The organism is Roseateles sp. P5_D6, from assembly GCF_054049415.1.
On record NZ_JBFUMK010000007.1, the window covers coordinates 111,186 to 131,926 of the forward strand.

The following is a 20,741-nucleotide window of genomic DNA, read 5'->3' on the forward strand; positions in this document are numbered from 1 at the left end:
GCCCCGACTCTATTCAGGCCACTGTGGCGTAGCGCGCCTTGACGCGCTCCAACGCACGGCGGTAGGACGGCTCCACGTCCTCGGCCTTGGTGGCCGTGAGCTGCAGATCCTCCAGCAGGCCGTTGTGCAGGCCATAGACCCAGCCATGCACGACGATCTCCTGGCCGCGCTGCCAGGCGTCCTGCACCACCGTCGTCTGGCAGGCATTGCGCGCCTGCTCCAGCACGTTCAGCTCGCACAGCGCATCCACACGCCGGGCTTGCGGCAGGCCTTCCAGCCAGCTCAGGTGGTCGTTGCGCACATCCTGCACGTGGCGGATCCAGTTGTCGGCCAGACCGGTGCGGATGTCGTAGAGCGCCGCGCGCACGCCGCCGCAATTGCTGTGGCCGACGACGATGATGTGGCGCACCTTGAGTTGGTCCACCGCGAACTGCATGACGGACAGGCAGTTCAGGTCCGAATGCACGACGACGTTGGCAACGTTGCGATGCACGAACAGCTCGCCCGGCAGCAGGTCCACCAGCTCATTGGCCGGCACGCGGCTGTCGGCGCAGCCTATCCAAAGATATTGCGGCGTCTGCTGCTTGAGCAGGCTGGAGAAGAAGCCCGGCTCGCGGGCCTCGGTGTCAGCGGCCCAGCGTTTGTTGTTGTCGAGCAGATCCTGCAGTTCGTGGTTGGTCGTCGTCATGCTGGCATTGTCGCAATGGCGAGTTACATCGTCTCCGCAAACAGCTCGCGGCCAATCAGCATGCGGCGGATTTCACTGGTGCCGGCGCCGATTTCGTAGAGCTTCGCGTCACGCCAGAGCCGGCCCAGCGGGTATTCGTTGATGTAGCCGTTGCCACCAAAGATCTGCACGCCTTCGCCGGCCATCCAGGTCGCCTTCTCGGCCGTCCACAGAATGACGGAGGCGCAGTCCTTGCGCACCTGGCGCACATGCTCGGCGCCCAGCATGTCGAGGTTCTTGGCCACCGTGTACGCGAAGCTGCGTGCGGCCTGCAGCACGGTGTACATGTCGGCCACCTTGCCCTGGATGAGCTGGAACTCGCCGATGCTCTGGCCGAACTGCTTGCGGTCGTGGATGTAGGGCACGACGTTGTCCATGACGCTTTGCATGATGCCCAGCGGCCCGCCGGTCAACACCGCGCGTTCGTAGTCCAGGCCCGACATCAGGACCTTGGCGCCACCGTTGACCGCGCCCAGCACGTTCTCGGCCGGCACTTCGACGTCCTGGAACACCAACTCGCCGGTGTGCGAGCCGCGCATGCCCAGCTTGTCGAGCTTCTGCGCAATGGAGAAGCCCTTCATGTCCTTCTCGATGAGGAAGGCCGTCACGCCGCGTGCGCCCAGCTCCGGCTCGGTCTTGGCGTAGACCACCAGCGTGTCGGCGTCGGGGCCGTTGGTGATCCACATCTTGTTGCCGTTGAGCAGGTAGATGCCGCCTTTGTCCTCGGCCTTGAGCTTCATGCTCAGCACGTCAGATCCCGCGCCCGGTTCGCTCATCGCCAGCGCACCGACATGCTCGCCGCTGATCAGCTTGGGCAGGTATTTGGCGCGCTGCGCGTCGTTGCCGTTGCGCTTGATCTGGTTCACGCACAGGTTGCTGTGCGCGCCGTAGGAGAGGCCCACCGAAGCACTCGCGCGGCTGATCTCTTCCATCGCCACCATGTGGGCCAGATAGCCCATGTTGGCGCCGCCGTATTCCTCGGGCACGGTGATGCCCAGCACGCCCAGGTCGCCCATCTTGCGCCACAGGTCCATCGGGAACTGGTCGCTCTTGTCGATCTCGGCCGCGCGGGGCGCGATCTCTTCGTCGGCGAAGGCGCGCACCGCGTCGCGCAGCGCATCGATGTCTTCGCCGAGCTGGAAATTGAGGCCGGGCAGGTTCATTCGGGTCTCCTGGTCCGCCCTGTCAGTGCCCGCTCGTGCCGGGCCTGCAGGGCAGGTTAATTGACGTAAACGTCAACTGTAGCAAGCGCGTCCGGATCAACCCGCTGCGTCGGCAGGCTGCGGCAGCAGCCGGCGCACCAGCGGGTGGCTGATCTTCTTGTCCGTGCCCACCGCGTAGAACTGCTCGACGACGCCCTCGGCAGCGCCGACGTTCACCAACCCATAGCGGCCCGTCAGTGCGTCGTCCACCGCGGTGGCGGCTGGGAACACGCCCAGGCCCTCGCTGCCGAAGGTGGCCAGCAGCGCGCTGTCCTCGAACTCGCCAGTGATCCGCGGGCGCAGGCCGAGGTCGGTCAGCCAGTGGTCCAGCCGCGGGCGCAAGGCCGCGTGCGAGGTGGGCAGCAGCAGCGGCACGTCGGCCAGCGAGGCGGGGAAGTCGCGCGCCGCCGCGGCCGCCCAGCGCGGGTGGGCATACCAGGCCACCGGCGAGCTGCCGAGTGAATGGCTGTAAACGCGCAGATTCGGGTTGGCCGGCGCCGGCCGGTCGGCCAGCACCACGTCGAGCCGGTGCAGGGCGAGGTCGCCCAGCAGGTCGTCGAACTCGTCCTCGTGGCAAAGCAGGCGCAGTTGCGGCGTATCGAGGATGGGCGCGAGCAGGCGCTGCGCGACGAGCTTGGGCAAGCCGTCGGAGATGCCCACGGCCAGGCGCACCGTCAGCGCGGTGGCGGCATCCCGCACCCGCTCGGGCAGGGTCTCGCCGATCTGGAAGATCTGCTCGGCCTGCTCCAGCGCCGCGATGCCGGCTTCGGTCAGCGTCAGGCCGCGGCCGGCCGGCTTGAGCAGGGCCGCACCGAGGGCCTGCTCAAGCTCACGCACCTGGGTCGAGACGGTCTGCACCGACAGCCCCAGCTTCTCCGCGGCCCGCGTCAATCCGCCCTCCTTGGCAACGGCCCAGAAGTAGTAGAGGTGGCGGTAACTGAAGCTCAGGCTCATGGCGATTCAGCAAGTAATCACGAAGAAACGTTTCGCGATTCTCTGCTTTTATTTGGTGTCTTGCCTACGTACCCTGCCCGTGTTCTTTCAAACCGGAGGTCTGCCATGCAAACCCGCCCCATCGCCATTGCCATGCCCCACGGCGGCGCCCTCGACCGCGGCACCGCCCATCGGGTGCTGCGCAACACCTATGCCCTGCTGTCGATGACGCTGCTGTTCAGCGCCGCCGTCGCTGCTGCGGCCGTCGCCTTCAACCTGCCGGCACCCGGCATCATCCTGACGCTGGTGGCCTATTTCGGCCTGCTGTTCGGCATCCACAAGCTGAAGAACCGCGGCGCCGCCGTCGGCCTCGTCTTCGCGCTCACCGGTTTCATGGGTTGGACGCTCGGCCCGCTGCTGACGCGCACGCTGTCTCTGCCCGGCGGCGCCCAGACCATCATGTTGGCCCTCGGCGCGACGGGCGCCGTCTTCCTGGCGTTGTCGGCCTATGCGACGACAACCAAGCGTGACCTGTCGTGGATGGGCGGCTTTCTGTTCGCCGGCATGGTCGTCGCCGTGCTTGCAGGCCTGGCAGCGATCTTCTTCCAGATCCCCGCATTGGCACTGACGGTCTCGGCCGTCGTGGCCCTGCTGTCGGCTGGCCTGATCCTGTTCGAGACCCAGCAGATCGTGAACGGCGGCGAGACCAACTACGTGCTCGCCACCGTCAGCCTGTTCGTGTCCATCTTCAATCTGTTCACGAGCCTGCTGCACCTGTTCGGCTTCGCAGGTTCGGATGACTGAGGCCGGACCGAGGACAGCGCCTGCGCGCTGTCCGACGCTTGCCGAAGGCCAGGCGCCATGCTGGGCGACTGGCATGACGATCAGGGCTGCTTGCTGAGCAGCCAGCGGTACAGGCCCACGCCGATGCCGGCAAAGGCCAGCAAGCCCAGCACCTGGCCTGCGGTCGCGAAGCTGTCGCCCACCAAGGCCAGCGGCGCGCCGTTGCCGGAGAACACGACGACGGCCGCGAGGATGACGCCGAGCAGGCTCTCGCCGACGATGAGGCCGGAGGCCAGCAGCACGCCGAGCTGCTTGGTGGCCTCGGGGTCACGCTTGTGCGAAGCACGGCGGTCGAACCACCAGCCGGCCACGGCGCCGACGACGATCATCAGCGTGCTGTTCATCGGCAGATAGATGCCCAGGCCGACGGCCAGCGGCGCGCAATGCGCCTTGCCGCCGGTCGCACGCTTCAATACCTCGTCCACGGCAATGGTGGCGACGCCGATCAGCACGCCAATGCCGATAAGGTTCCAGTTCAGGTCGCCTTGGATGACTCCCTTGGCCAGCGCCGAGATCAGGGCAGCCTGGGGCGCAGCGAGGGCCTTCTTGGGGTCGACACCCGGCGCGCCAGCGAAGCCATAAGCCTGGTTCAGCAGGTCCAGCACCGGCGGGATGACGATGGCGCCGGCCACGACACCGATGATCAACGCCACCTGCTGGCGCCAGGGCGTGGCGTCAACGAGCTGGCCGGTCTTCAGGTCCTGCAGGTTGTCGTTGGAGATGGTTGCGACCGCGAACACGACGGCCGTGACGAACAGCGCAAAGGCGACCAGCGCCTGGCCGGTGGACGCCGGCAGCATGGGCTTGACGACCAGGGCCAGCAGCAGCGACACGCCGATGACGACGAGGATGCCGACGCCCGACAGCGGGCTGTTGGACGAGCCGATCAGGCCGGCCATGTAGCCGCAGACCGCGGCCACGAAGAAGCTCATCAACACGACATAGACGACACCGCCGACCACGAGCAGGCCAAGCTGGTCGCCCAGGCCGGCGCTTGTGGCGAAGCTGGACAGCATGAAGCCGATCGGCAGCATGCAGGCCAGCGTGATGAGGCCGACGGTGCCGATGGGGATGTCCTGCTCGTTGCGCGGCAGCGTGTCGGCCTTGCCGGCCTTGCGCACGCGAGCCGACATGGCGGCCGAGTGCAGGCCGGCAACGACCGGCTTGGCCAGCTTGACCAGCGTCCAGATCGCCGCGACGGCGATGCAGCCGGCGCCGATGAAGCGCACCTTCTTGCTCCAGGCAAACAGTGCGACCGCTTCTGCGGCGCCGTCGACACCGGACGTCAGGATGGGCACGCCACCCAGCCAGGCGATGCAGGCGCCGACAAGGATGGCCACACCCACCCACAGGCCGACGAGGTGACCCACGGCCAGCAGCGCGAAGCTGAAGTTCAGGTCATAGCCTGTTGTGGGCCCACTGCCGCTCTTCTCGCCGCCGGGCAGCCGGAAGTACTGCGCCAGATTGGCCGCGAAGAGCTGGGTGGCAACGACGATGCTGAAGCCGGCCGACACGACGGTGCCGGCCACGATGGCGGCCAGGCCCTGGCGGTTGGCTTCGCCACTGTCGGCGGCATGGCCGACCTTGAGCACCTCGGCGCAGGCCACGCCTTCCGGATAGGGCAGCGGCGAGTTGGTGACCAGCGCCCGGCGCAGTGGGATGGAATACATGACACCCAGCACGCCGCCCAGGGCGCACAGCGTCATCGACATCCAGTACGGGAAGCCCGTCCACCAGCCGATCATGACCAGGCCGGGCAGCACGAAGATGATGGAGGACAGCGTGCCGGCCGACGAGGCAATCGTCTGCACGATATTGGTCTCGCCGATGGAGTTGCCCGCCGCGCGGCGCAGCAGGGCCATGGAGATGACGGCGGCCGGGATGGAGGTCGCAAACGTCAGGCCGGCCTTGAGGCCGAAATAGACGTTGGCGGCCGTGAAGACCAGGGTGATGAGGATGCCCAGGACGATGCCGCGGGCGGTCAGTTCGGTCCCGAGCGGCGCGGGTGAGGCGTTGGTGGTCACGGGCTGGAGGCGGGAGTTTGAGATGGGGGCGGATCATGCCCCCATTCGCCGGCCGGCCGGACCGGGTTCCCCCGCGTTCAGCAGGGCTTGACGCCGTTGACCGCCAGCAGCACCGAGTAGACCGAGCTCGTCGCACAGATGAAGAGGCGGTTGCCCTTGGGGCCGCCGAAGACGAGGTTGGACACCCGCTCGGGCATGCGGATGCGACCGATCAGCGTGCCGTCCGCCTCGTGGCAGTGGATGGCGCGCCCGGCACTGGTCCAGATGCGGCCGGCGGTGTCGCAGCGAAAGCCGTCGTAGAAGCCGGTGTCGCAGCTGATGAAGACCTCGCCGCCGGTCAGCGTGCCGTCGGCGTCCACGGAGAAGCGGCGCATCGTGCCGACGTCCAGGCCGGTGTCGGCGACGTAGAGCCAGCGCTCGTCGGGCGAGAACGCCAGGCCGTTGGGGTGGGTCATCGTGTCGACCACCACGCGCAGCTCGCCGGTGTCCGGTTGAAGCCGGTAGACATAGCAGCCCGGCTGCTCTTGCGGCGAGCGGATGCCTTCATAGTCGTCCACGATGCCATAGGGTGGGTCGGTGAACCAGATGCTGCCGTCGGACTTCACGACCACGTCATTGGGGCTGTTGAGCCGTTTGCCTTCATGGTGCGAGGTCAGCACGGTTAGCGAGCCGTCGTGCTCGGTGCGCATGACGCGTCGGCCGCCCTGCTCACAGCTGACGAGGCGCCCTTGCCGGTCCAGCGTGTGGCCGTTGGTATAGCCCGAGGGCTTGCGGAACTCGGCGACGTGGCCGGTCACCTCGCACCAGCTCAGCATGCGCTCGTTGGGGATGTCGCTCCACAGCAGCCGGCGCTGGGTGGGGAGGTAGACCGGCCCCTCGGTCCAGCGGCAGCCGCTGGCCAGGCGCTCCAGCCGCGCGCTCTTGCGAAAGCAGTCCTCGAAGCGCGCGTCCAGCACTTCGAACTCGGTCGGCTCGCTGGCAATCTCGAAACTCATCTCGTGTCGTCCTTTCGTTGGAAAGTCGACATCGTCTGGCGAGGGGCCTGCCGCCCGGCGGCGTTGCGGGGCGGGCGAACGCCGCTGCGCGGCGAATTCAGTCCGTCAATGGAAGCCCGGCGTCGGCCTTGCACTCGTCCAGCACAAAGACAGAGCGGAATTTGCGGATGTTGGCGTCGTCGAAGAACAGCTCGCGCGTGAGTGCCTCGAACTCGGCCACGTCGCGGCAGCGGATGAGCAGCAGGAAATCGCTGTCGCCCGCCACATAGAAGCATTGCTGCACGCGCGGCGCGGCGGCCATGCGGCGCTTGAAGCCGTCGATGACGGCCTTGCGGCTGGCCTCGCGCAGTTCCACCTCCACCCACACCGCCAGGCCGTAACCCAGCGCCGCCGCATCCAGCACCAGGCGCTCGCCGCGGATGACGCCGGCCTCGCGCAGCCGGCGGATGCGCCGCTGCACGGCCGTGACCGACAGGCCGATGGCGGTGGCGATGCGCTCGGCCGGCTGACGGGGGTCGTCCTGCAGGCGGGCGAGGATCTGGCGGTCGAATTTGTCCAGGTCGGTTGAGGAGTCCGTCATGGCCGAGCACCATACCCGGACGCTCAATTGACGTTAACGTCAATTGGCGACCTAGAATCCGGCCCGAGCAAGGAGACAGCCATGACCGACCTCGCCGCTGACTACAAAGCATTGGCCGAGTACCGCCCGACCCACAAGGTCCGTTTCGTCACCGCCGCCAGCCTGTTTGACGGGCACGACGCCGCCATCAACATCATGCGGCGCATCCTGCAGGGCATGGGCACTGAGGTCATCCACCTCGGGCACAACCGCTCGGTGGACGAAGTGGTCACCGCGGCGCTGCAGGAAGATGCCCAGGGCATCGCCATCAGCTCCTACCAGGGCGGCCACGTCGAGTACTTCAAGTACATGGTGCAACTGCTGAAGGAACGCGGCGGCGAGCACATCCAGGTGTTCGGCGGSGGCGGCGGCGTCATCGTGCCGSCCGARATCCGCGAGCTGGCCGAGCACGGCGTGCGCATCTTCAGCCCCGAGGACGGCCAGCGCATGGGCCTGCAAGGGATGATCGGCGAGATGGTCATGAAGGCCGACCAGGACTTCAGCGTCTATGCGCCGCAGAACCTGTCGGCCATCACCGGCCACTCGGAAGCCGCCTGGCGGTCGCTGGCCCAGCTGCTGACCGCGCTGGAGAATGGCAAGGCCGACGCCGGCATCGTGGACGCGCTGCGCAACCAGGCGAAGACAATCAAGACGCCGGTCCTCGGCATCACCGGCACCGGCGGTGCCGGCAAGTCCAGCCTGACCGACGAGCTGATCCGCCGCCTGCGCCTGGACCAGGGCGACGCATTGCGCGTGGCACTGATCTCCATCGACCCGTCGCGCCGCAAGAGCGGTGGCGCGCTGCTGGGCGACCGCATCCGCATGAACGCGATCTCGCCCTGGGGCCAGGGCCCGCGCGTCTTCATGCGCTCGCTGGCCACGCGTGACTTCGGCTCCGAGATCTCGCCCGCCCTGCCGGACGTCATCGCCGCCGCCAAGGTCGCAGGCTTCGACCTCGTCATCGTCGAGACCTCCGGCATCGGCCAGGGCGACGCGGCTATCGTGCCGCTCGTGAACGTGCCCATGTACGTCATGACGCCCGAGTTCGGCGCCGCCAGCCAGCTCGAGAAGATCGACATGCTGGACTTCGCCGAGTTCGTCGCCATCAACAAGTTCGACCGCAAGGGCTCGCTGGACGCGCTGCGTGATGTGAGCAAGCAGGTGCAGCGCAACCGCGAAGCCTTCACGGTCATGCCGGACACGATGCCGGTGTTCGGCACCATGGCCAGCCGCTTCAACGACGACGGCGTGACCGCGCTCTACCAGGCGCTCAAGGTGCGACTGGCCGACCTGGGCATCCCCTTCAGCGAAGGCCGCCTGCCGCGCGTCGACACCCGCCACAGCACCCACCAGACCCCCATCGTGCCGGCTGCCCGCGTGCGCTACCTGGCCGACATCAGCGACACCGTGCGCGCCTACAAGGGCCGCGCGCGCAAGCAGGCCGCGCTGGCCCGCGAGATCCAGCAACTGGAGGCCAGCCGCGCCATGCTGGAGGCCGCCAACCCCGACAAGAATGGCGCCCGCACCGCTTTAGGCGACCTCGCCGAGCAGCGCAAGGCCAAGCTCGACGGCGACGCCCGCCAGTTGCTGCAGCAATGGCCCGACATGGTCAAGGCCTATGCCGGCGACGAGTACGTCGTGAAGATCCGCGACAAGGAAATCCGCACCGCCCTGGTCACGCAGAGCCTGTCCGGCACCAAGATCCGCAAGGTCGTGCTGCCGGGCTACGAATGCCATGGCGAGCTGCTGAAGTGGCTGATGCTGGAGAACGTGCCCGGCAGCTTCCCCTACGCGGCCGGCGTGTTCGCCTTCAAGCGCGAGGGCGAGGACCCCACGCGGATGTTCGCGGGCGAAGGCGATGCCTTCCGCACCAACCGGCGCTTCAAGCTGGTGTCTGAGGGCATGCCCGCCAAGCGACTGTCCACGGCCTTCGACTCCGTGACGCTGTACGGCGCCGACCCCGCACCGCGGCCCGATATCTACGGCAAGGTCGGCAACTCCGGCGTGAGCATCGCGACGCTGGACGACATGAAGGTGCTGTACGACGGCTTCGACCTGTGCAGCCCGACCACCAGCGTGTCGATGACCATCAACGGCCCCGCGCCGTCGATCCTGGCCATGTTCATGAACACGGCCATCGACCAGAACCTGGCCAAGTTCAAGGCCGACAACGGCCGCGAGCCCACGGCCGACGAAGCCGCCAAGATCAAGGACTGGGTGCTGGCCAATGTGCGCGGCACCGTGCAGGCCGACATCCTGAAGGAAGACCAGGGCCAGAACACCTGCATCTTCTCGACCGAGTTTTCGCTCAAGGTCATGGGCGACATCGCCGAGTACTTCGTGCACCACAACGTGCGCAACTTCTACTCGGTGTCGATCTCGGGCTATCACATCGCCGAGGCCGGCGCGAACCCGATCAGCCAGCTGGCGCTGACGCTGTCCAACGGCTTCACCTTCGTGGAGGCCTATCTGGCGCGCGGCATGCACATCGACGACTTCGCGCCCAACCTGAGCTTCTTCTTCAGCAACGGCATGGATCCCGAGTACACGGTGCTCGGCCGCGTCGCGCGCCGCATCTGGGCCATCTCGATGCGCGACCGCTACGGCGCCAACGAACGCTCACAGAAGCTGAAGTACCACGTGCAGACCTCGGGGCGCAGCCTGCATGCGCAGGAGATCGCCTTCAACGACATCCGCACCACGCTGCAGGCGCTGATCGCCGTCTACGACAACTGCAATTCGCTGCACACCAACGCCTACGACGAGGCGATCACGACGCCCACGGACGAGAGCGTGCGCCGCGCCATGGCCATCCAGCTCGTCATCAACCGCGAGTGGGGCCTGGCCAAGAACGAGAACCCGTCGCAGGGCGCCTTCATCATCGACGAGCTGACCGAGCTGGTCGAAGAGGCGGTGCTGCGCGAGTTCGAGCGCATCAGCGAACGCGGCGGCGTGCTCGGCGCCATGGAGACCGGCTACCAGCGTGGCCGCATCCAGGAGGAGTCGATGCACTACGAGATGCTCAAGCACACCGGCGAGTACCCCATCATCGGCGTCAACACCTTCCGCAACCCGAACGGCGAGACGGTGCCGGAGCACATCGAGCTGGCACGCTCGACGGACGAAGAGAAGCAGTCGCAGCTGACGCGCCTGGCCGAATTTCAGGACCGCCACGCGGCGGAGTCGCCCGCCATGCTGGCTCGCCTTCAGCAGGCCGTCATCGAGAACCGGAATGTGTTCGACGTGCTGATGGAGGCCGTGCGGGTGTGCTCGCTGGGCCAGATCACCGGCGCCTTGTTCGAGGTCGGTGGCCAGTACCGCCGCAGCATGTAGGACTTACAGCCCGCGGCAGCGTTGCTCGAAGGCAGCTGCCAGGCGCTCAAGATCCCCGCGCTCACCTGCCGTCATCTCGGCCTCACGGGCGCGCCGGGCGCGCAGGCTGTTGCGCAGTTCGACGCATTGCGCGAACTCGCGCTCCTGCCGCGCCTTGGCCTGAGCCAGCGCACGGCGCTCCTGCAACGAGCGGTTGCGCACGTCCTCCATCAATTGGTTGACCTTCTCATTGGCGTCCTGCTCTTCGGCATAGCAGTCGCGCTGGTAGCGGTAGTCCAGTTGCTGGCGCGTGCTCTCGTCCATCTCACTGTCGCCTCCGGCCTGGCGCACCTGCTCACGCAGGCGCAGGCAGCGTGGGCTCATGAACTGGCTGGCATCAGGCGCCTTGGGGCCGTTGCGGGCGATCTGCGTGGACTCGGCCTCTGGGCAGGGCCGGTCGCTGAAGGCGACAGTGCCATCGGGCTTGCGGCATTTGTAGACACCACCGCCGTCGGCCCAGGCCGGACCCAGCAGCGACAACAAGGCCCATGCAGTCCAGCCCGTGCGCACAAGGGTCACAGCTTCTGCTCCCGATCACCGCCGTTGCTGTAGCGACGCTTGTAGCGAGACTTCTCGAGATACTCGCGCGCCGTCAGCCCGTCCGCGTTGCGTGCGGCCTTGGGTGCGCCCGCGGCGAGCAGGGTATCGACGATGGCGTCGGAATTGCCCACCGCGGCCAGGTGCAGGGGCGTGTTGCCCTGGCGGTCCTGCGTGAAGACCGAGGCCTGCAGGCGAATCAGTTCGGCCACCGCGTCATGCCGCCCTTCCTCGACGGCCCAGTGCAGGGCCGTGCGCCCCTGGCCGTCCAGCGCGTTGATGTCAGCGCCAGCTGACACCAGCGGGCCGATGGATTTGAGCGCCGCGTAATGGATGGGCAGGCGACCACCGATGTCGGGCGAGTTGATGTTCAGCCCCCGGCTGGTCAGGAACACCATCGCCTGGGCATCAGCGCCGTTGCGCGCCGCCAGGTGCATGACGCCGACATGATCGGGCGTCTCCTGCCTGGGGTCGAGCTTGAGCTCTTCGATGAAGAATTTCAGCCGGTCCAGCGTCGGCTTGGCGGCGGCCTGCTGCAGCAGCGTGCCCTTGTCCAGCGCGCCGACGTTGCGAGGCTCGGCCCCATGGTTGGCGATCCAGCGCAGCGCCGGCAGGCTGCCCGTGCCCGCGTTGTCGTAGAGCAGACGGTTCAGCCCGACGGCGCCCACGCGTTTGGCCGTCTTGTCGATGTCGATCATGCCGCTGGCGTCGGCCATGCCGTTCATCAGCATCATCTCGCGCAGTTCGGGCCCGAGGCCGGCGACGTCCTGGGTGCTGCGCCGCGCCATGCTGCACCAGGTCAGCAGCGAAATGATGACCACCAAGGCCGCTGCTCGCAGACCGATCCCCAGCCAATTGATGCCATCCCGCTCCACTGCTTCCCCCTGCTTTTCTAGGCGGGGCGGATTGTGCAGCAGCACTTTTTCAAACCAGGGCGCCAGACTCGATGCCGCCCCCTAGACTCCCCCGAAAGCGGGGTCAGCGCGCCAGCACCACCCGGTCCCGCCCCGCGCGCTTGGCCTCGTACAGGGCCGCGTCCGCACGGCTGAACAAGGCCTCGGGGGCCTCATCGGGCGCGAGGGCCTGGGCCACGCCGACGCTGACCGTCACGGTCAGCGGGCCGGCCGCTGTCTCGAAGGGCTGGCCGCCGATGGCCTCGCGCAGCCGCTCACCCAGGCGCAGCTCGCCGCCGGCCTCAGGCTTGAGCCAGATGACGGCGAATTCCTCGCCGCCCAGGCGCACCGCCAGATCCAATGGCCGCAAGGTGTCGTGCAGGCGGGCGCCAATGCCACTGAGCACGGCGTCGCCCACCGCGTGGCCGTGCGTGTCGTTGATGCGCTTGAAGTGATCCACGTCCAGCAGGGCCAGCACCGGCGGATGCTCGACGCCGCGCTGCAGCAGCCGGCGCAGGCGCTCGTCAAAGCCACGCCGGTTCAGCAGGCCGGTCAGCACGTCGATCTCGATGAGGCGCTCGATCTGGCGCAGCRCACGGTCCTGCAGCAGCAGCAACATGGCCAGGGCCTGGCCGATGAGCAGGGCGATGACGGCGAACAGGCCCATCGAGTTGTATTGCACCAGTTCGGCCCGCGTTTGGGCGATCAGGGGCGACACGGCCAGGCCGCGCGCCACCTCGATGATGGCGCTGATGATCAGGTCGGCCGCCAGCAGGCCCAGCGGAAAGCCGCGCTGCGCGCGCCAGGCCTGCAGGGCGGCATGGGCGGCAGGCATGGTCAGCACGGCCGAGGCCAGCATCGTCAACGTGATCGAGGGCCAGAACTGCCCCGTCCAGGCCGTCAGCGCGAAGGAGCCGATGCAGGCCAGTCCCGTGAACAACAGCGGCCAGCGGTAGTGCAGCGTCAGGCCAAGGTAGACACGCAGGCCGAGCAGCACCATCAGTGCGGACAGCAGGCTACCGAGATGGCCCACCGCCCAGAAGGTGCGCGGTGCGCCCATGGCGATGAGGGCCACGCGCGCCGCCTGGGTCAGCGCCGCGGCAGCAAAGGCACCGGCCCAGAACCACAGCGCACGCTCGCCCTTCAGATGCCAGGCGCCGCCAAGCGTGGCCAGGGCCAGCATCGTCGTGACGAGCTGGAAGACGCGCAGCAACGTGTCAGCGTGCAGGGGTTCCATCGTGAGATTGGTTCAGCCTCGACGAGGCACGATGCCTGCATCGCGTGTCCGCCGTGATGCGTGCCACGAGCGCGCCGTGATTGATCTCACGGAAGTCAGCGCGCCTGCAGGCTCTGCATGGCGGCCTTGACGCGCAGCAGCATGGGCGAGGCGCCGGTCACCTTGGCATCGAAAGGGTGCAGGCGCTGGCCGCCGGTGGCCGCCATGATCTTGCGCACGTACAGCCGCGTCTCGGCATAGGGCGGCACGCCGAGGTAGCGGTCCACGGCCCTCTCGCCGGCGTTGTAGGCCGCCACGGCCAGCATCACGTCGCCCTCGAAATAGGCCAGCAGCCAGCGCAGATAGGCCATGCCGCCGCGGATGTTCTGGGACGGGTCGCGCAGCCGGATGACATTGAAACGCGTCGCCGTCTCGGGCAGCAGCTGCATCAGGCCCTGAGCCCGCTTGGGCGACTCGGCCAGCGGGTCGAAGTTGGACTCGGTGGCCATGACCGCCAGCACCAGCGCCGGCGCGAGCTGGTATTCGGGCGCCAGCAGCTTCACGTAGTTGACGATGGCCGGCGGAGCGTTCTGGGGCAGCGGCAGCGTCGCCCACAGCGACAGCGGCTTGGCATTGCGCGCAGCGGGTGGCAGGGCAGCGACAGCCACCGGCAGGTCGGTCTCGGGCGGGCGCAGGCAGGGCGGCGGGTCGCCCAGGGGTGTGCCGCCCATGCGCTCGAGCATGTTCTGCGCCTGCTCCATGCCTTGCTCGGCCGCGGCGGCGAACAAGTGGGCGGCTTCGGCATCGTTGCGCTGGATGCCGCGCGCATTCGTCAGCATCCAGCCCAGGCTGAACTGAGCCTCGGCATCGCCATAGCGGGCGGCGCGGCAGTAGAGCTTGGCTGCGGCCACCTCGTCGCGCCTGACGCCGTCGCCGTACTCCAGCGCCTTGGCCTCCTGGCGCCAGCGTTCGACCTGGGCCGGCACCACCGGACCGCGTTCGCCCGGTGGCATCGTCGGGCGCGGCAGTTGCTCCAGCGTCAGCGACGGCAGCTGGGCCCAGCTCGACGAAGCGGCGAACAACAGGGGCAGCAGCAGGCGTCGCAAGGGTCAGTCCGGAGGGGAGGTGCGGGGGCCGGAAGTCTAGACTGGAAGAATGTGTCAGCCCCTCGCCCAGTCCTGCTCCGGCTGAACGCCGGCAGGCCTGGTCGGTCTTGCAGACCGCGCAGCCGGCGGAGCGGCTGCTCTTCGGCAGGCACGCCAAGTCCACAGGACTTGCCGTGTCCGGCCTCAGCCCCCGAGGGGGCGGCGATGCTTGCGGCGTCAAGCCGCAAGCACATCGCCAGACGGGCCGGCTCGGGAGCGGCCCAGCGCTCGGCCCGGAATACCCGAATCATTTGGCGAGAACCGCGAATGCTGAACGGAAAACTGCCATGAACAAGACTCGCCTCGAAGCCTTCAGCGATGGCGTCATCGCCATCATCATCACCATCATGGTGCTGGAGCTGAAGGTGCCTCACGGTACCGACTGGGAGGCCCTCAAGCCGCTGTGGCCGGTCTTCCTGTCCTATGTGCTGAGCTTCGTCTACGTCGGCATCTACTGGAACAACCACCACCATCTGCTGCATGCGGTGCACAAGATCAGCGGCGGGGTGCTCTGGCCCAATCTGCACCTGCTGTTCTGGCTCTCGCTGCTGCCCTTTGCCACCGGCTGGATGGGCGAGAACCATTTTGCGCCGCTGCCAGTGGCTGTCTATGGCGGCGTGCTCGTCATGGCCGCCTTGGCCTACATACTGCTGCAACGGGCCCTGATCTGCATCCCCGGCAACAACACCGTGCTGGCCCAGGCGCTGGGCAAGGACTGGAAGGGCAAGATCTCGGCAGTCATCTACCTGGTGTCCATCGCGCTGGCCTTCGTGCACGTCGGCCTGTCACTGGCGGGCTACGCCATCGCCGCGGCGCTGTGGCTGATCCCGGACCGGCGCATCGAGCACCACTTGAACAGGAGTGAGTGAAATGCCCACCCTCGATCCGCGCATCGACACCTACCTGGCAAGCGTGCCCGAGTTCGCCCGGCCCATCCTGGCGCGGCTGCGCGAGGACGTGCACGCAGCCTGCCCCGATGTCGTCGAGACCATCAAGTGGAGCCGGCCGCACTTCACGCTGGATGACAAGCTGCTGTGCGGCATGTCGGCCTTCAAGGCGCATTGCACCTTCGGCTTCTGGGAACGCGAGGGCGCGACACCCGGACAGCCCGGTGCCATGGGCGACCTCGGCCGCATCACGACCCTGGCCGACCTACCCAGCCGCACCGATTTGCGCAAGCAGATCAAGGCCGCTGCCGCATTGCTGCGGGCCGGCGCGCCGCGCGCTGCCAAACCCAACCGCGAGCCGCGGCCCCAGCTCGAGATCCCCGACGACTTCGCCGCGGCGCTGAGCAAGGTCAAGGCGGCCAAGCAGCACTACGACGCCTTTGCGCCCAGCAAGCAGCGCGACTACCTGGAGTGGGTGCTGGAGGCCAAGCGCGAGGACACCCGCGCCAAGCGCATCGCCCAGGCGGTGGAGTGGCTGGCGGAGGGCAAGTCGCGCAACTGGAAATACGAGAGTTGTTGATTGCCCCTCGTCCAGCTTTGCAGCGCTGAACGCGCGCAAATCTAGCCGGTCCCCCCGTGGGGACGGCGATGCTTGGCGGCATTGAGCCGCAAGCACATCGCCATGGCGGGCCGGCTTGGGAGCGGCCCGGCGCTCGGCCCGGGGAACTCAACCCACGACGCTTTGCAGCGTCGAATTACGCATCCAGTCATCCGCCACGACGACGCGGTTGCGGCCTTTCTGCTTGGCCTGGTAGAGGGCCTTGTCGGCCAGGTGCATCAGCGTTTCGGGCGTGTCGCTCTTGGCCGCTTCGGCAACGCCCGCCGACAGCGTCACGCGCAGTGGCATGCCGCCGTCGCCCTGCAGTTCCAGCGCCTCCACGGCCAGGCGCACCTGCTCGGCCAGATGTTTGGCGCCGGCGGCACCGGTGGCAGGCAGCACGAGGCCGAACTCCTCGCCGCCCAGGCGCCCGAGCACGTCGGAGCCGCGCAACCGCGAGCGCGTGCAGGCCGCGACGGCCTTCAGCACCTGGTCGCCCACGGCATGGCCATGCCGGTCGTTGACGCGCTTGAAGTGGTCCAGGTCCAGCATGACGAAGCCGACCGGCTGGCCCTCACGGCGGCCACGCTCCATCGCATGCGCCAGCAGCGACACCGTCGTGTTGTGGTTCACGGCACCGGTCAGCCCGTCGACGCTGGCGAGCTTGCGCATCTGGCTGGCCATGCGCTCGAAATTCGCCAGCACGAAGCCGAAGCCCGCCGCCAGCATCGCCATGAAGGCCAGCATGAAGATGGCGCCGCTCCAGGCCTGCCAGGGCTCGGCGTCAGCCGGCGCGGCACGCAGCCACCAGGCGGCAAAGCCCACGCGCAGCCACAGCGCCAGGCTGGCCAGCAGCAACATCAGTGAGACGGCGCGAAAACTCGTCTCGCCGCGCCAGCCCAGCCGCAGCGACGCGAGGGTGGCCGGCAGCAGCAGCGCGCCCATGGCCGCCGACATCGCGCCAGCGCGCACCGGCTGCGACACGTCCAGCACCGCCGGCACGGTCAGGGCCGCAAGCAGCAGCAACCCGTGGTGCCAAACCGGCAGGCCGCGGTTCAGCAGATGCCGCGATACCGCTGCCGCGAAACCAGCGAGGCCCGCCATCAGCAGCCAGTTGCCGCCCAGCAGTACAGCCCAGCCAGGCAGCCAGGGCTGCAGCGCAAAGAAGCCAAAGCCGATGCTGAAGGCCAGCCCCGCCCAGCCCAGGCGCTTGAGCTCGCCGCGGCTGAGTGCCCCGCGCCCAGCCATCCACAGCTGCAGCGTCAGCAGCCCGTATCCGAGCACGAGCATCAGCACCAGGGTGGGGATGTGCAGCGACATGCGCGAGCAGCGCCTCGTTGGTTGTGTTGAGTTGTAACACCAGTGTAGACAGAGCCGGCACACTGCGCCGCAGGGTCTGCGCCGATGGCGTGAGGGCGCGCCGCAGAATCCAATGCCCGGCGTGATCGCCTCTGCCCTGACCCCGGCGCTGTGCCTGCTGAACCCGCATGCCGCCAACGGCCGCTGCGCCGCCCTCGCCGCCCCGCTGCGCGAGGCGCTGCCCGGGGTACCGCTGGTGCTGCCCGAGAACGTCGCCGCCGCACGCCAGCGCCTGCTGGCCCTGCCCGAAGGCAGCCGCGTCATCGTCGCCGGCGGCGACGGCACCGTGCACCAGCTGCTGCCGGCCCTGGTCGCACGCCGGCTGCAGCTGGCCATCCTGCCCGGCGGCACCGGCAACGACCTGGCCCGCGCACTCGGCCTGGCACGCATGGGTTGGCGCGAGGCCTTGGCCCACGCACAGCGCGCGCCGGCCGCAGCGATGGACCTGGGCGAGATCACGACGGCCGAAGGCGGCGCCCAGCTCTTCATGTCCAGCCTGACCGCCGGCTTCGACGCGGCCATCGCCATCCGCGCCCAGGCCGCACCCCACTGGCTGCGCGGCCAGCCACGCTATCTGTGGGCCACGCTCAACGAGATTGGCCGGCTGCGCGTCTACCCGATGCGCGTCGAGGCCGATGGCCAGCTGCTGAGCGACGGGCCGATGCTGTTCGCCTCCAGCCTGAACACGCCGAGCTATGGCAGCGGCATGCCGGCTGCACCCGGCGCGCGCGTGGACGACGGCGAGCTGCAGCTGCTGCGCGTTGCCGCCTTCGGGCGGCTGGGTGCGTTGGCCATGATGCCGCTGCTGCTGACCGGGCTGCACCTGCGTCATGCCAAGGTGAGCTTGAGCCGCTTCAAGGCCTTGCACCTGACCAGCCCCGCGTCCGTGCCGCTGGCCGTGGACGGCGAGCCCCTGCCGTCCGCCACCGACATCGCAGTGCGCGTGCTGCCGCAGGCCCTCAGCGTCGTCCGCGCGCGATGATGGCGCCATGGATCATGACGACACCCCGCGCGCCGGCTGGCTCGGTCCCTGGCTGAAAGGCTTTCCGGCACTGCAGCCGCCCCTGCCACTGGCCGACCTGGCCCAGCGCGGCTGGACGCTGCACGAGCTGCCGACACCCCTGGCCGTCGTGCGCCAGCAGGCCCTGGCCCACAACATCGCCTGGATGCAGAACTTTGCGGCCCAGCGCGGCGTGCAGCTGGCGCCGCATGGCAAGACGACGATGAGCCCGCAGCTGTTCCGCCGCCAGCTCGACGCCGGCGCCTGGGGCCTGACGTTCGCCAACGTGCACCAGTTGCGCCTGGGCCTGGCCGCTGGCGCGCGGCGGGCGCTGATCGCCAACCAGCTCATCGGCGCGACCGAGCTGGCCGAATTGCTGGACCTGCGGCGCCGCCACCCTGGCCTGGAGCTGGCCTTCTTTGTCGACTCGCAGGCACAGCTGGATCTGCTGGCGGCGCACTGGGCGGATCTGGGCCAGGGCGAGGCTCGGATCGATGTGCTGATCGAACTCGGCACTTCGCGCTGCGGCGTGCGCGAGCATGGCCCGGCGCTGGCCTTGGCGCGTGCACTCAAAACCCACCCGGCACTGCGGCTGCGCGGCATCGGCTTCTACGAGGGCCTGCAGGTCCGAGGCGAGAGCGAACCCGACCGCGCGCTGATGCAGCAATGGCAGACGCGCATCGAGGCACTGCTGAGCGACATCGAAGCGGAGGGCCTGATCGACGCCGATGCGCAGCCGCTGTGGCTCAGCGGCGGCGGCTCGGCCCTCTTCGATCTCGTCGCCCCCGTGCTGGCCGGCAAGCCTGGTCGCCTGGGCCTGCTGCGCTCGGGCTGCTATGTCTGCCATGACCACGAGCACTACGGCCGCTACATGCGCAGCATGGACGAGCGCATGGGCACGTCGCTGTCGGCGCCCAGCCTGCAGCCGGCGCTGGAAGTCTGGACCCAGGTGCTGTCCTGCCCGGAGCCCGGCCTGGCCTTGCTCAACGCCGGCCGGCGTGATGTGTCCTTCGATGCCGGCTGGCCGCTGCCGGTCTGGCATCTGCGCGGCGCCGAGCGAGCCAAGGCCCCCGCGGGTTGGCGCGTCACCGGGCTGAACGACCAGCATGCCTATCTGCGCTGGGACCCGAGCGCCGGCGACGGCCCGGCCGTCGGTGAGCGTGTCGCGCTGGGGCCTTCGCACCCATGCACGACCTTCGACAAATGGGCCTGGATGGCCGTCGTCGACGAGGACGACCGCGTTGTCGATGCCATCACGACGCAGTTCGCATGAAACGCCGTCATTTGCTGAGCCTCTCCGCCGCAGCCCTGATGCCCGCCACCGCCGCCACGCCACCGCCGCGCTTCCTGCACGTCGGCACCTATGCCCCGCTGGGCCAGGGCCTCTACAGCTTTGCCATCGCCGCCGACGGCGGCCTGAAACCCCTGGGTCTGACGGCCAACGCCCACAGCCCGAGCTGGCTGGCGGCCCAGGGCCACCACGTCTATGCCGCAGAGGAAGGCGCAGACCATGTCGCTGTCTATATCCAGGACGCGCATGGTCGGCTCGAACTTGTGCAGCGCCAGCCCAGCGGCGGCCGCGGACCGGTGCAACTGTCGCTGAGCGACGGCCACGTCTGGGTGGCCCACTACGGCGACGCTCGCTTCGCCGCGCTGCCACTGCAAGCCGATGGCCGCCTCGGCGAGGTCGAGATCTGGCCCAGTTGCGCCGGTTCAGACTGCCGGCAGGGCCCGCAACAGGCGGCCAAGGCTCCGCCCGGCAGCCAGGCCAGCAGCGGTCACGAAGCGCCGCACGCCCACATGATCCAGGCCAGCCCCGACGGCCGCTGGCTGCTCGGCACCGACCTGGGCCGCGACCGGTTGCTCGTCTGGCCGCTCAAGCCGGGTGCGCCGAAGGCCGCCGCTTTCGAACTCGCGCTCAGCCCGGGCTCGGGTCCGCGCCACTTCGCCTTCCATCCCACGGACGCCCGCTGGGTCTACGTGCTGCAGGAGGAGTCGTCCACGCTGTCAACGGTGGAGCTGACATCCGACGGCCCACGCCTGCTGGACGAGGTCTCGGTGCTGCCCGGTGGCTTTGCCGGCACCAGCTACGCCTCCGACCTGCTGATCGCACCCGGTGGCCGCCACCTCTACGCATTGAACCGCCTGCACGACAGCCTGGCCGTCATCGCCCTGGCCCAGCCGCGCCGCCCGCGCCTGCTGGACCATCACTGGGTGCATGGCAGCTACCCGCGCAGCGCCTGCCGCGCCGGCCGCCACCTGTTCGTGTGCAACCAGCGCAGCGACCAGCTCAGCCATTTCGACCTCGGCCGCCCCGAGCAACCGCGCTTCACGGGGCGCCAGACGGCGGTGCCCAGCCCCGCCGGGGCCTGTTCGCTCTAGACTGAGCCG

18 protein-coding genes are annotated in these 20,741 nt (G+C 68.5%); 7 read left to right on the forward strand and 11 right to left on the reverse strand.

Going from position 1 to position 20,741, the window contains the following annotated elements; translation table 11 throughout:
* Positions 1 to 13 precede the first annotated feature (13 nt).
* From can to ACXJKM_RS11575, 3 genes are all read right to left on the reverse strand, one after another.
* The gene (gene can / locus ACXJKM_RS11565; protein WP_457352457.1) at positions 14 to 688 is read right to left on the reverse strand and encodes a carbonate dehydratase; all 675 of its coding nucleotides are present in this window, start codon (positions 686 to 688) and stop codon (positions 14 to 16) included.
* A gap of 23 nt (positions 689 to 711) precedes the next feature.
* Positions 712 to 1,890: an isovaleryl-CoA dehydrogenase gene (locus tag ACXJKM_RS11570; RefSeq protein ID WP_457352459.1), complete on the reverse strand. Its 1,179-nt coding sequence runs from the start codon at positions 1,888 to 1,890 to the stop codon at positions 712 to 714.
* A 96-nt stretch (positions 1,891 to 1,986) separates the two neighbouring features.
* The gene (locus ACXJKM_RS11575; RefSeq protein ID WP_457352461.1) at positions 1,987 to 2,883 is read right to left on the reverse strand and encodes a LysR family transcriptional regulator; all 897 of its coding nucleotides are present in this window, start codon (positions 2,881 to 2,883) and stop codon (positions 1,987 to 1,989) included.
* 105 nt (positions 2,884 to 2,988) lie between these two features.
* Between ACXJKM_RS11575 and ACXJKM_RS11580 the strand changes: the two genes are divergently transcribed.
* On the forward strand, positions 2,989 to 3,666 hold the full coding sequence (locus ACXJKM_RS11580) for a Bax inhibitor-1/YccA family protein (RefSeq protein ID WP_056204929.1): 678 nt from the start codon (positions 2,989 to 2,991) through the stop codon (positions 3,664 to 3,666).
* An 80-nt stretch (positions 3,667 to 3,746) separates the two neighbouring features.
* Here ACXJKM_RS11580 and ACXJKM_RS11585 read toward each other — a convergent pair whose 3' ends face one another.
* The 3 genes from ACXJKM_RS11585 to ACXJKM_RS11595 form a co-directional block, all read right to left on the reverse strand.
* The gene (locus ACXJKM_RS11585) at positions 3,747 to 5,729 is read right to left on the reverse strand and encodes an OPT family oligopeptide transporter (RefSeq protein WP_056204933.1); all 1,983 of its coding nucleotides are present in this window, start codon (positions 5,727 to 5,729) and stop codon (positions 3,747 to 3,749) included.
* A 77-nt stretch (positions 5,730 to 5,806) separates the two neighbouring features.
* Positions 5,807 to 6,724 (reverse strand): SMP-30/gluconolactonase/LRE family protein, encoded by a 918-nt coding sequence (locus tag ACXJKM_RS11590; RefSeq protein ID WP_457352463.1) that lies wholly within the window; start codon positions 6,722 to 6,724, stop codon positions 5,807 to 5,809.
* 97 nt (positions 6,725 to 6,821) lie between these two features.
* A complete protein-coding gene (locus ACXJKM_RS11595; protein ID WP_457352465.1) occupies positions 6,822 to 7,304 on the reverse strand; it encodes an Lrp/AsnC family transcriptional regulator in 483 nt (160 codons plus the stop codon).
* Between the two features lie 81 nt (positions 7,305 to 7,385).
* Between ACXJKM_RS11595 and icmF the strand changes: the two genes are divergently transcribed.
* The gene (gene icmF / locus ACXJKM_RS11600) at positions 7,386 to 10,676 is read left to right on the forward strand and encodes a fused isobutyryl-CoA mutase/GTPase IcmF (RefSeq protein WP_457352467.1); all 3,291 of its coding nucleotides are present in this window, start codon (positions 7,386 to 7,388) and stop codon (positions 10,674 to 10,676) included.
* A gap of 3 nt (positions 10,677 to 10,679) precedes the next feature.
* On the opposite strand, the gene ACXJKM_RS11605 is transcribed toward icmF, so the two are convergent.
* The 4 genes from ACXJKM_RS11605 to ACXJKM_RS11620 all read right to left on the reverse strand — a co-directional run bounded on the left by ACXJKM_RS11605 (position 10,680) and on the right by ACXJKM_RS11620 (position 14,467).
* The gene (locus ACXJKM_RS11605; protein WP_457352469.1) at positions 10,680 to 11,234 is read right to left on the reverse strand and encodes a DUF4124 domain-containing protein; all 555 of its coding nucleotides are present in this window, start codon (positions 11,232 to 11,234) and stop codon (positions 10,680 to 10,682) included.
* Positions 11,231 to 12,073, reverse strand: coding sequence for an ankyrin repeat domain-containing protein (locus tag ACXJKM_RS11610; protein WP_457352642.1), 843 nt, complete (start codon positions 12,071 to 12,073; stop codon positions 11,231 to 11,233). The genes ACXJKM_RS11605 and ACXJKM_RS11610 overlap by 4 nt, the downstream gene beginning before the upstream one ends.
* A gap of 157 nt (positions 12,074 to 12,230) precedes the next feature.
* A complete protein-coding gene (locus ACXJKM_RS11615; RefSeq protein ID WP_457352471.1) occupies positions 12,231 to 13,382 on the reverse strand; it encodes a diguanylate cyclase in 1,152 nt (383 codons plus the stop codon).
* A gap of 95 nt (positions 13,383 to 13,477) precedes the next feature.
* A complete protein-coding gene (locus tag ACXJKM_RS11620) occupies positions 13,478 to 14,467 on the reverse strand; it encodes a transglycosylase SLT domain-containing protein (RefSeq protein WP_457322831.1) in 990 nt (329 codons plus the stop codon).
* Positions 14,468 to 14,793: 326 nt separating this feature from the next.
* Here ACXJKM_RS11620 and ACXJKM_RS11625 point away from each other — a divergent pair, with 326 nt between their 5' ends.
* Together ACXJKM_RS11625 and ACXJKM_RS11630 are read left to right on the forward strand one after the other, a co-directional pair.
* Entirely contained in the window at positions 14,794 to 15,375 is a 582-nt protein-coding gene (locus tag ACXJKM_RS11625; protein ID WP_457352473.1) for a TMEM175 family protein, read from the forward strand.
* A gap of 1 nt (position 15,376) precedes the next feature.
* A complete protein-coding gene (locus ACXJKM_RS11630) occupies positions 15,377 to 15,973 on the forward strand; it encodes a YdeI/OmpD-associated family protein (RefSeq protein WP_457352475.1) in 597 nt (198 codons plus the stop codon).
* A gap of 147 nt (positions 15,974 to 16,120) precedes the next feature.
* Here the strand turns inward: ACXJKM_RS11630 and ACXJKM_RS11635 are convergent, their stop codons facing one another.
* Positions 16,121 to 17,311, reverse strand: coding sequence for a GGDEF domain-containing protein (locus ACXJKM_RS11635; RefSeq protein WP_457352477.1), 1,191 nt, complete (start codon positions 17,309 to 17,311; stop codon positions 16,121 to 16,123).
* A gap of 121 nt (positions 17,312 to 17,432) precedes the next feature.
* Here ACXJKM_RS11635 and ACXJKM_RS11640 point away from each other — a divergent pair, with 121 nt between their 5' ends.
* Genes ACXJKM_RS11640 through ACXJKM_RS11650 form a run of 3 tightly spaced genes read left to right on the forward strand, consistent with a single transcriptional unit; the run spans position 17,433 to position 20,732 of the window.
* Positions 17,433 to 18,332: a diacylglycerol/lipid kinase family protein gene (locus ACXJKM_RS11640; protein WP_162247876.1), complete on the forward strand. Its 900-nt coding sequence runs from the start codon at positions 17,433 to 17,435 to the stop codon at positions 18,330 to 18,332.
* Between the two features lie 7 nt (positions 18,333 to 18,339).
* Positions 18,340 to 19,623: an alanine racemase gene (locus tag ACXJKM_RS11645; protein ID WP_457352479.1), complete on the forward strand. Its 1,284-nt coding sequence runs from the start codon at positions 18,340 to 18,342 to the stop codon at positions 19,621 to 19,623.
* Positions 19,620 to 20,732 carry a lactonase family protein gene (locus ACXJKM_RS11650; protein WP_457352481.1) on the forward strand — a complete coding sequence of 371 codons (1,113 nt, stop codon included), beginning with the start codon at positions 19,620 to 19,622 and terminating at the stop codon, positions 20,730 to 20,732. The genes ACXJKM_RS11645 and ACXJKM_RS11650 overlap by 4 nt, the downstream gene beginning before the upstream one ends.
* Positions 20,733 to 20,741 lie beyond the last annotated feature (9 nt).

What these genes read in the sequence shown, in the direction of transcription:
- ACXJKM_RS11570 (WP_457352459.1), bottom strand. Translation starts at nt 1,890, where the DNA reads ATGAACCTGCCCGGCCTCAATTTCCAGCTCGGCGAAGACATCGATGCG.
- ACXJKM_RS11595 (WP_457352465.1), bottom strand. Translation starts at nt 7,304, where the DNA reads ATGACGGACTCCTCAACCGACCTGGACAAATTCGACCGCCAGATCCTC.
- ACXJKM_RS11650 (WP_457352481.1), top strand. Translation starts at nt 19,620, where the DNA reads ATGAAACGCCGTCATTTGCTGAGCCTCTCCGCCGCAGCCCTGATGCCC.
- ACXJKM_RS11580 (WP_056204929.1), top strand. Translation starts at nt 2,989, where the DNA reads ATGCAAACCCGCCCCATCGCCATTGCCATGCCCCACGGCGGCGCCCTC.
- ACXJKM_RS11635 (WP_457352477.1), bottom strand. Translation starts at nt 17,311, where the DNA reads ATGTCGCTGCACATCCCCACCCTGGTGCTGATGCTCGTGCTCGGATAC.
- ACXJKM_RS11590 (WP_457352463.1), bottom strand. Translation starts at nt 6,724, where the DNA reads ATGAGTTTCGAGATTGCCAGCGAGCCGACCGAGTTCGAAGTGCTGGAC.
- ACXJKM_RS11625 (WP_457352473.1), top strand. Translation starts at nt 14,794, where the DNA reads ATGAACAAGACTCGCCTCGAAGCCTTCAGCGATGGCGTCATCGCCATC.
- ACXJKM_RS11645 (WP_457352479.1), top strand. Translation starts at nt 18,340, where the DNA reads ATGGATCATGACGACACCCCGCGCGCCGGCTGGCTCGGTCCCTGGCTG.
- ACXJKM_RS11575 (WP_457352461.1), bottom strand. Translation starts at nt 2,883, where the DNA reads ATGAGCCTGAGCTTCAGTTACCGCCACCTCTACTACTTCTGGGCCGTT.
- can (WP_457352457.1), bottom strand. Translation starts at nt 688, where the DNA reads ATGACGACGACCAACCACGAACTGCAGGATCTGCTCGACAACAACAAA.
- ACXJKM_RS11630 (WP_457352475.1), top strand. Translation starts at nt 15,377, where the DNA reads ATGCCCACCCTCGATCCGCGCATCGACACCTACCTGGCAAGCGTGCCC.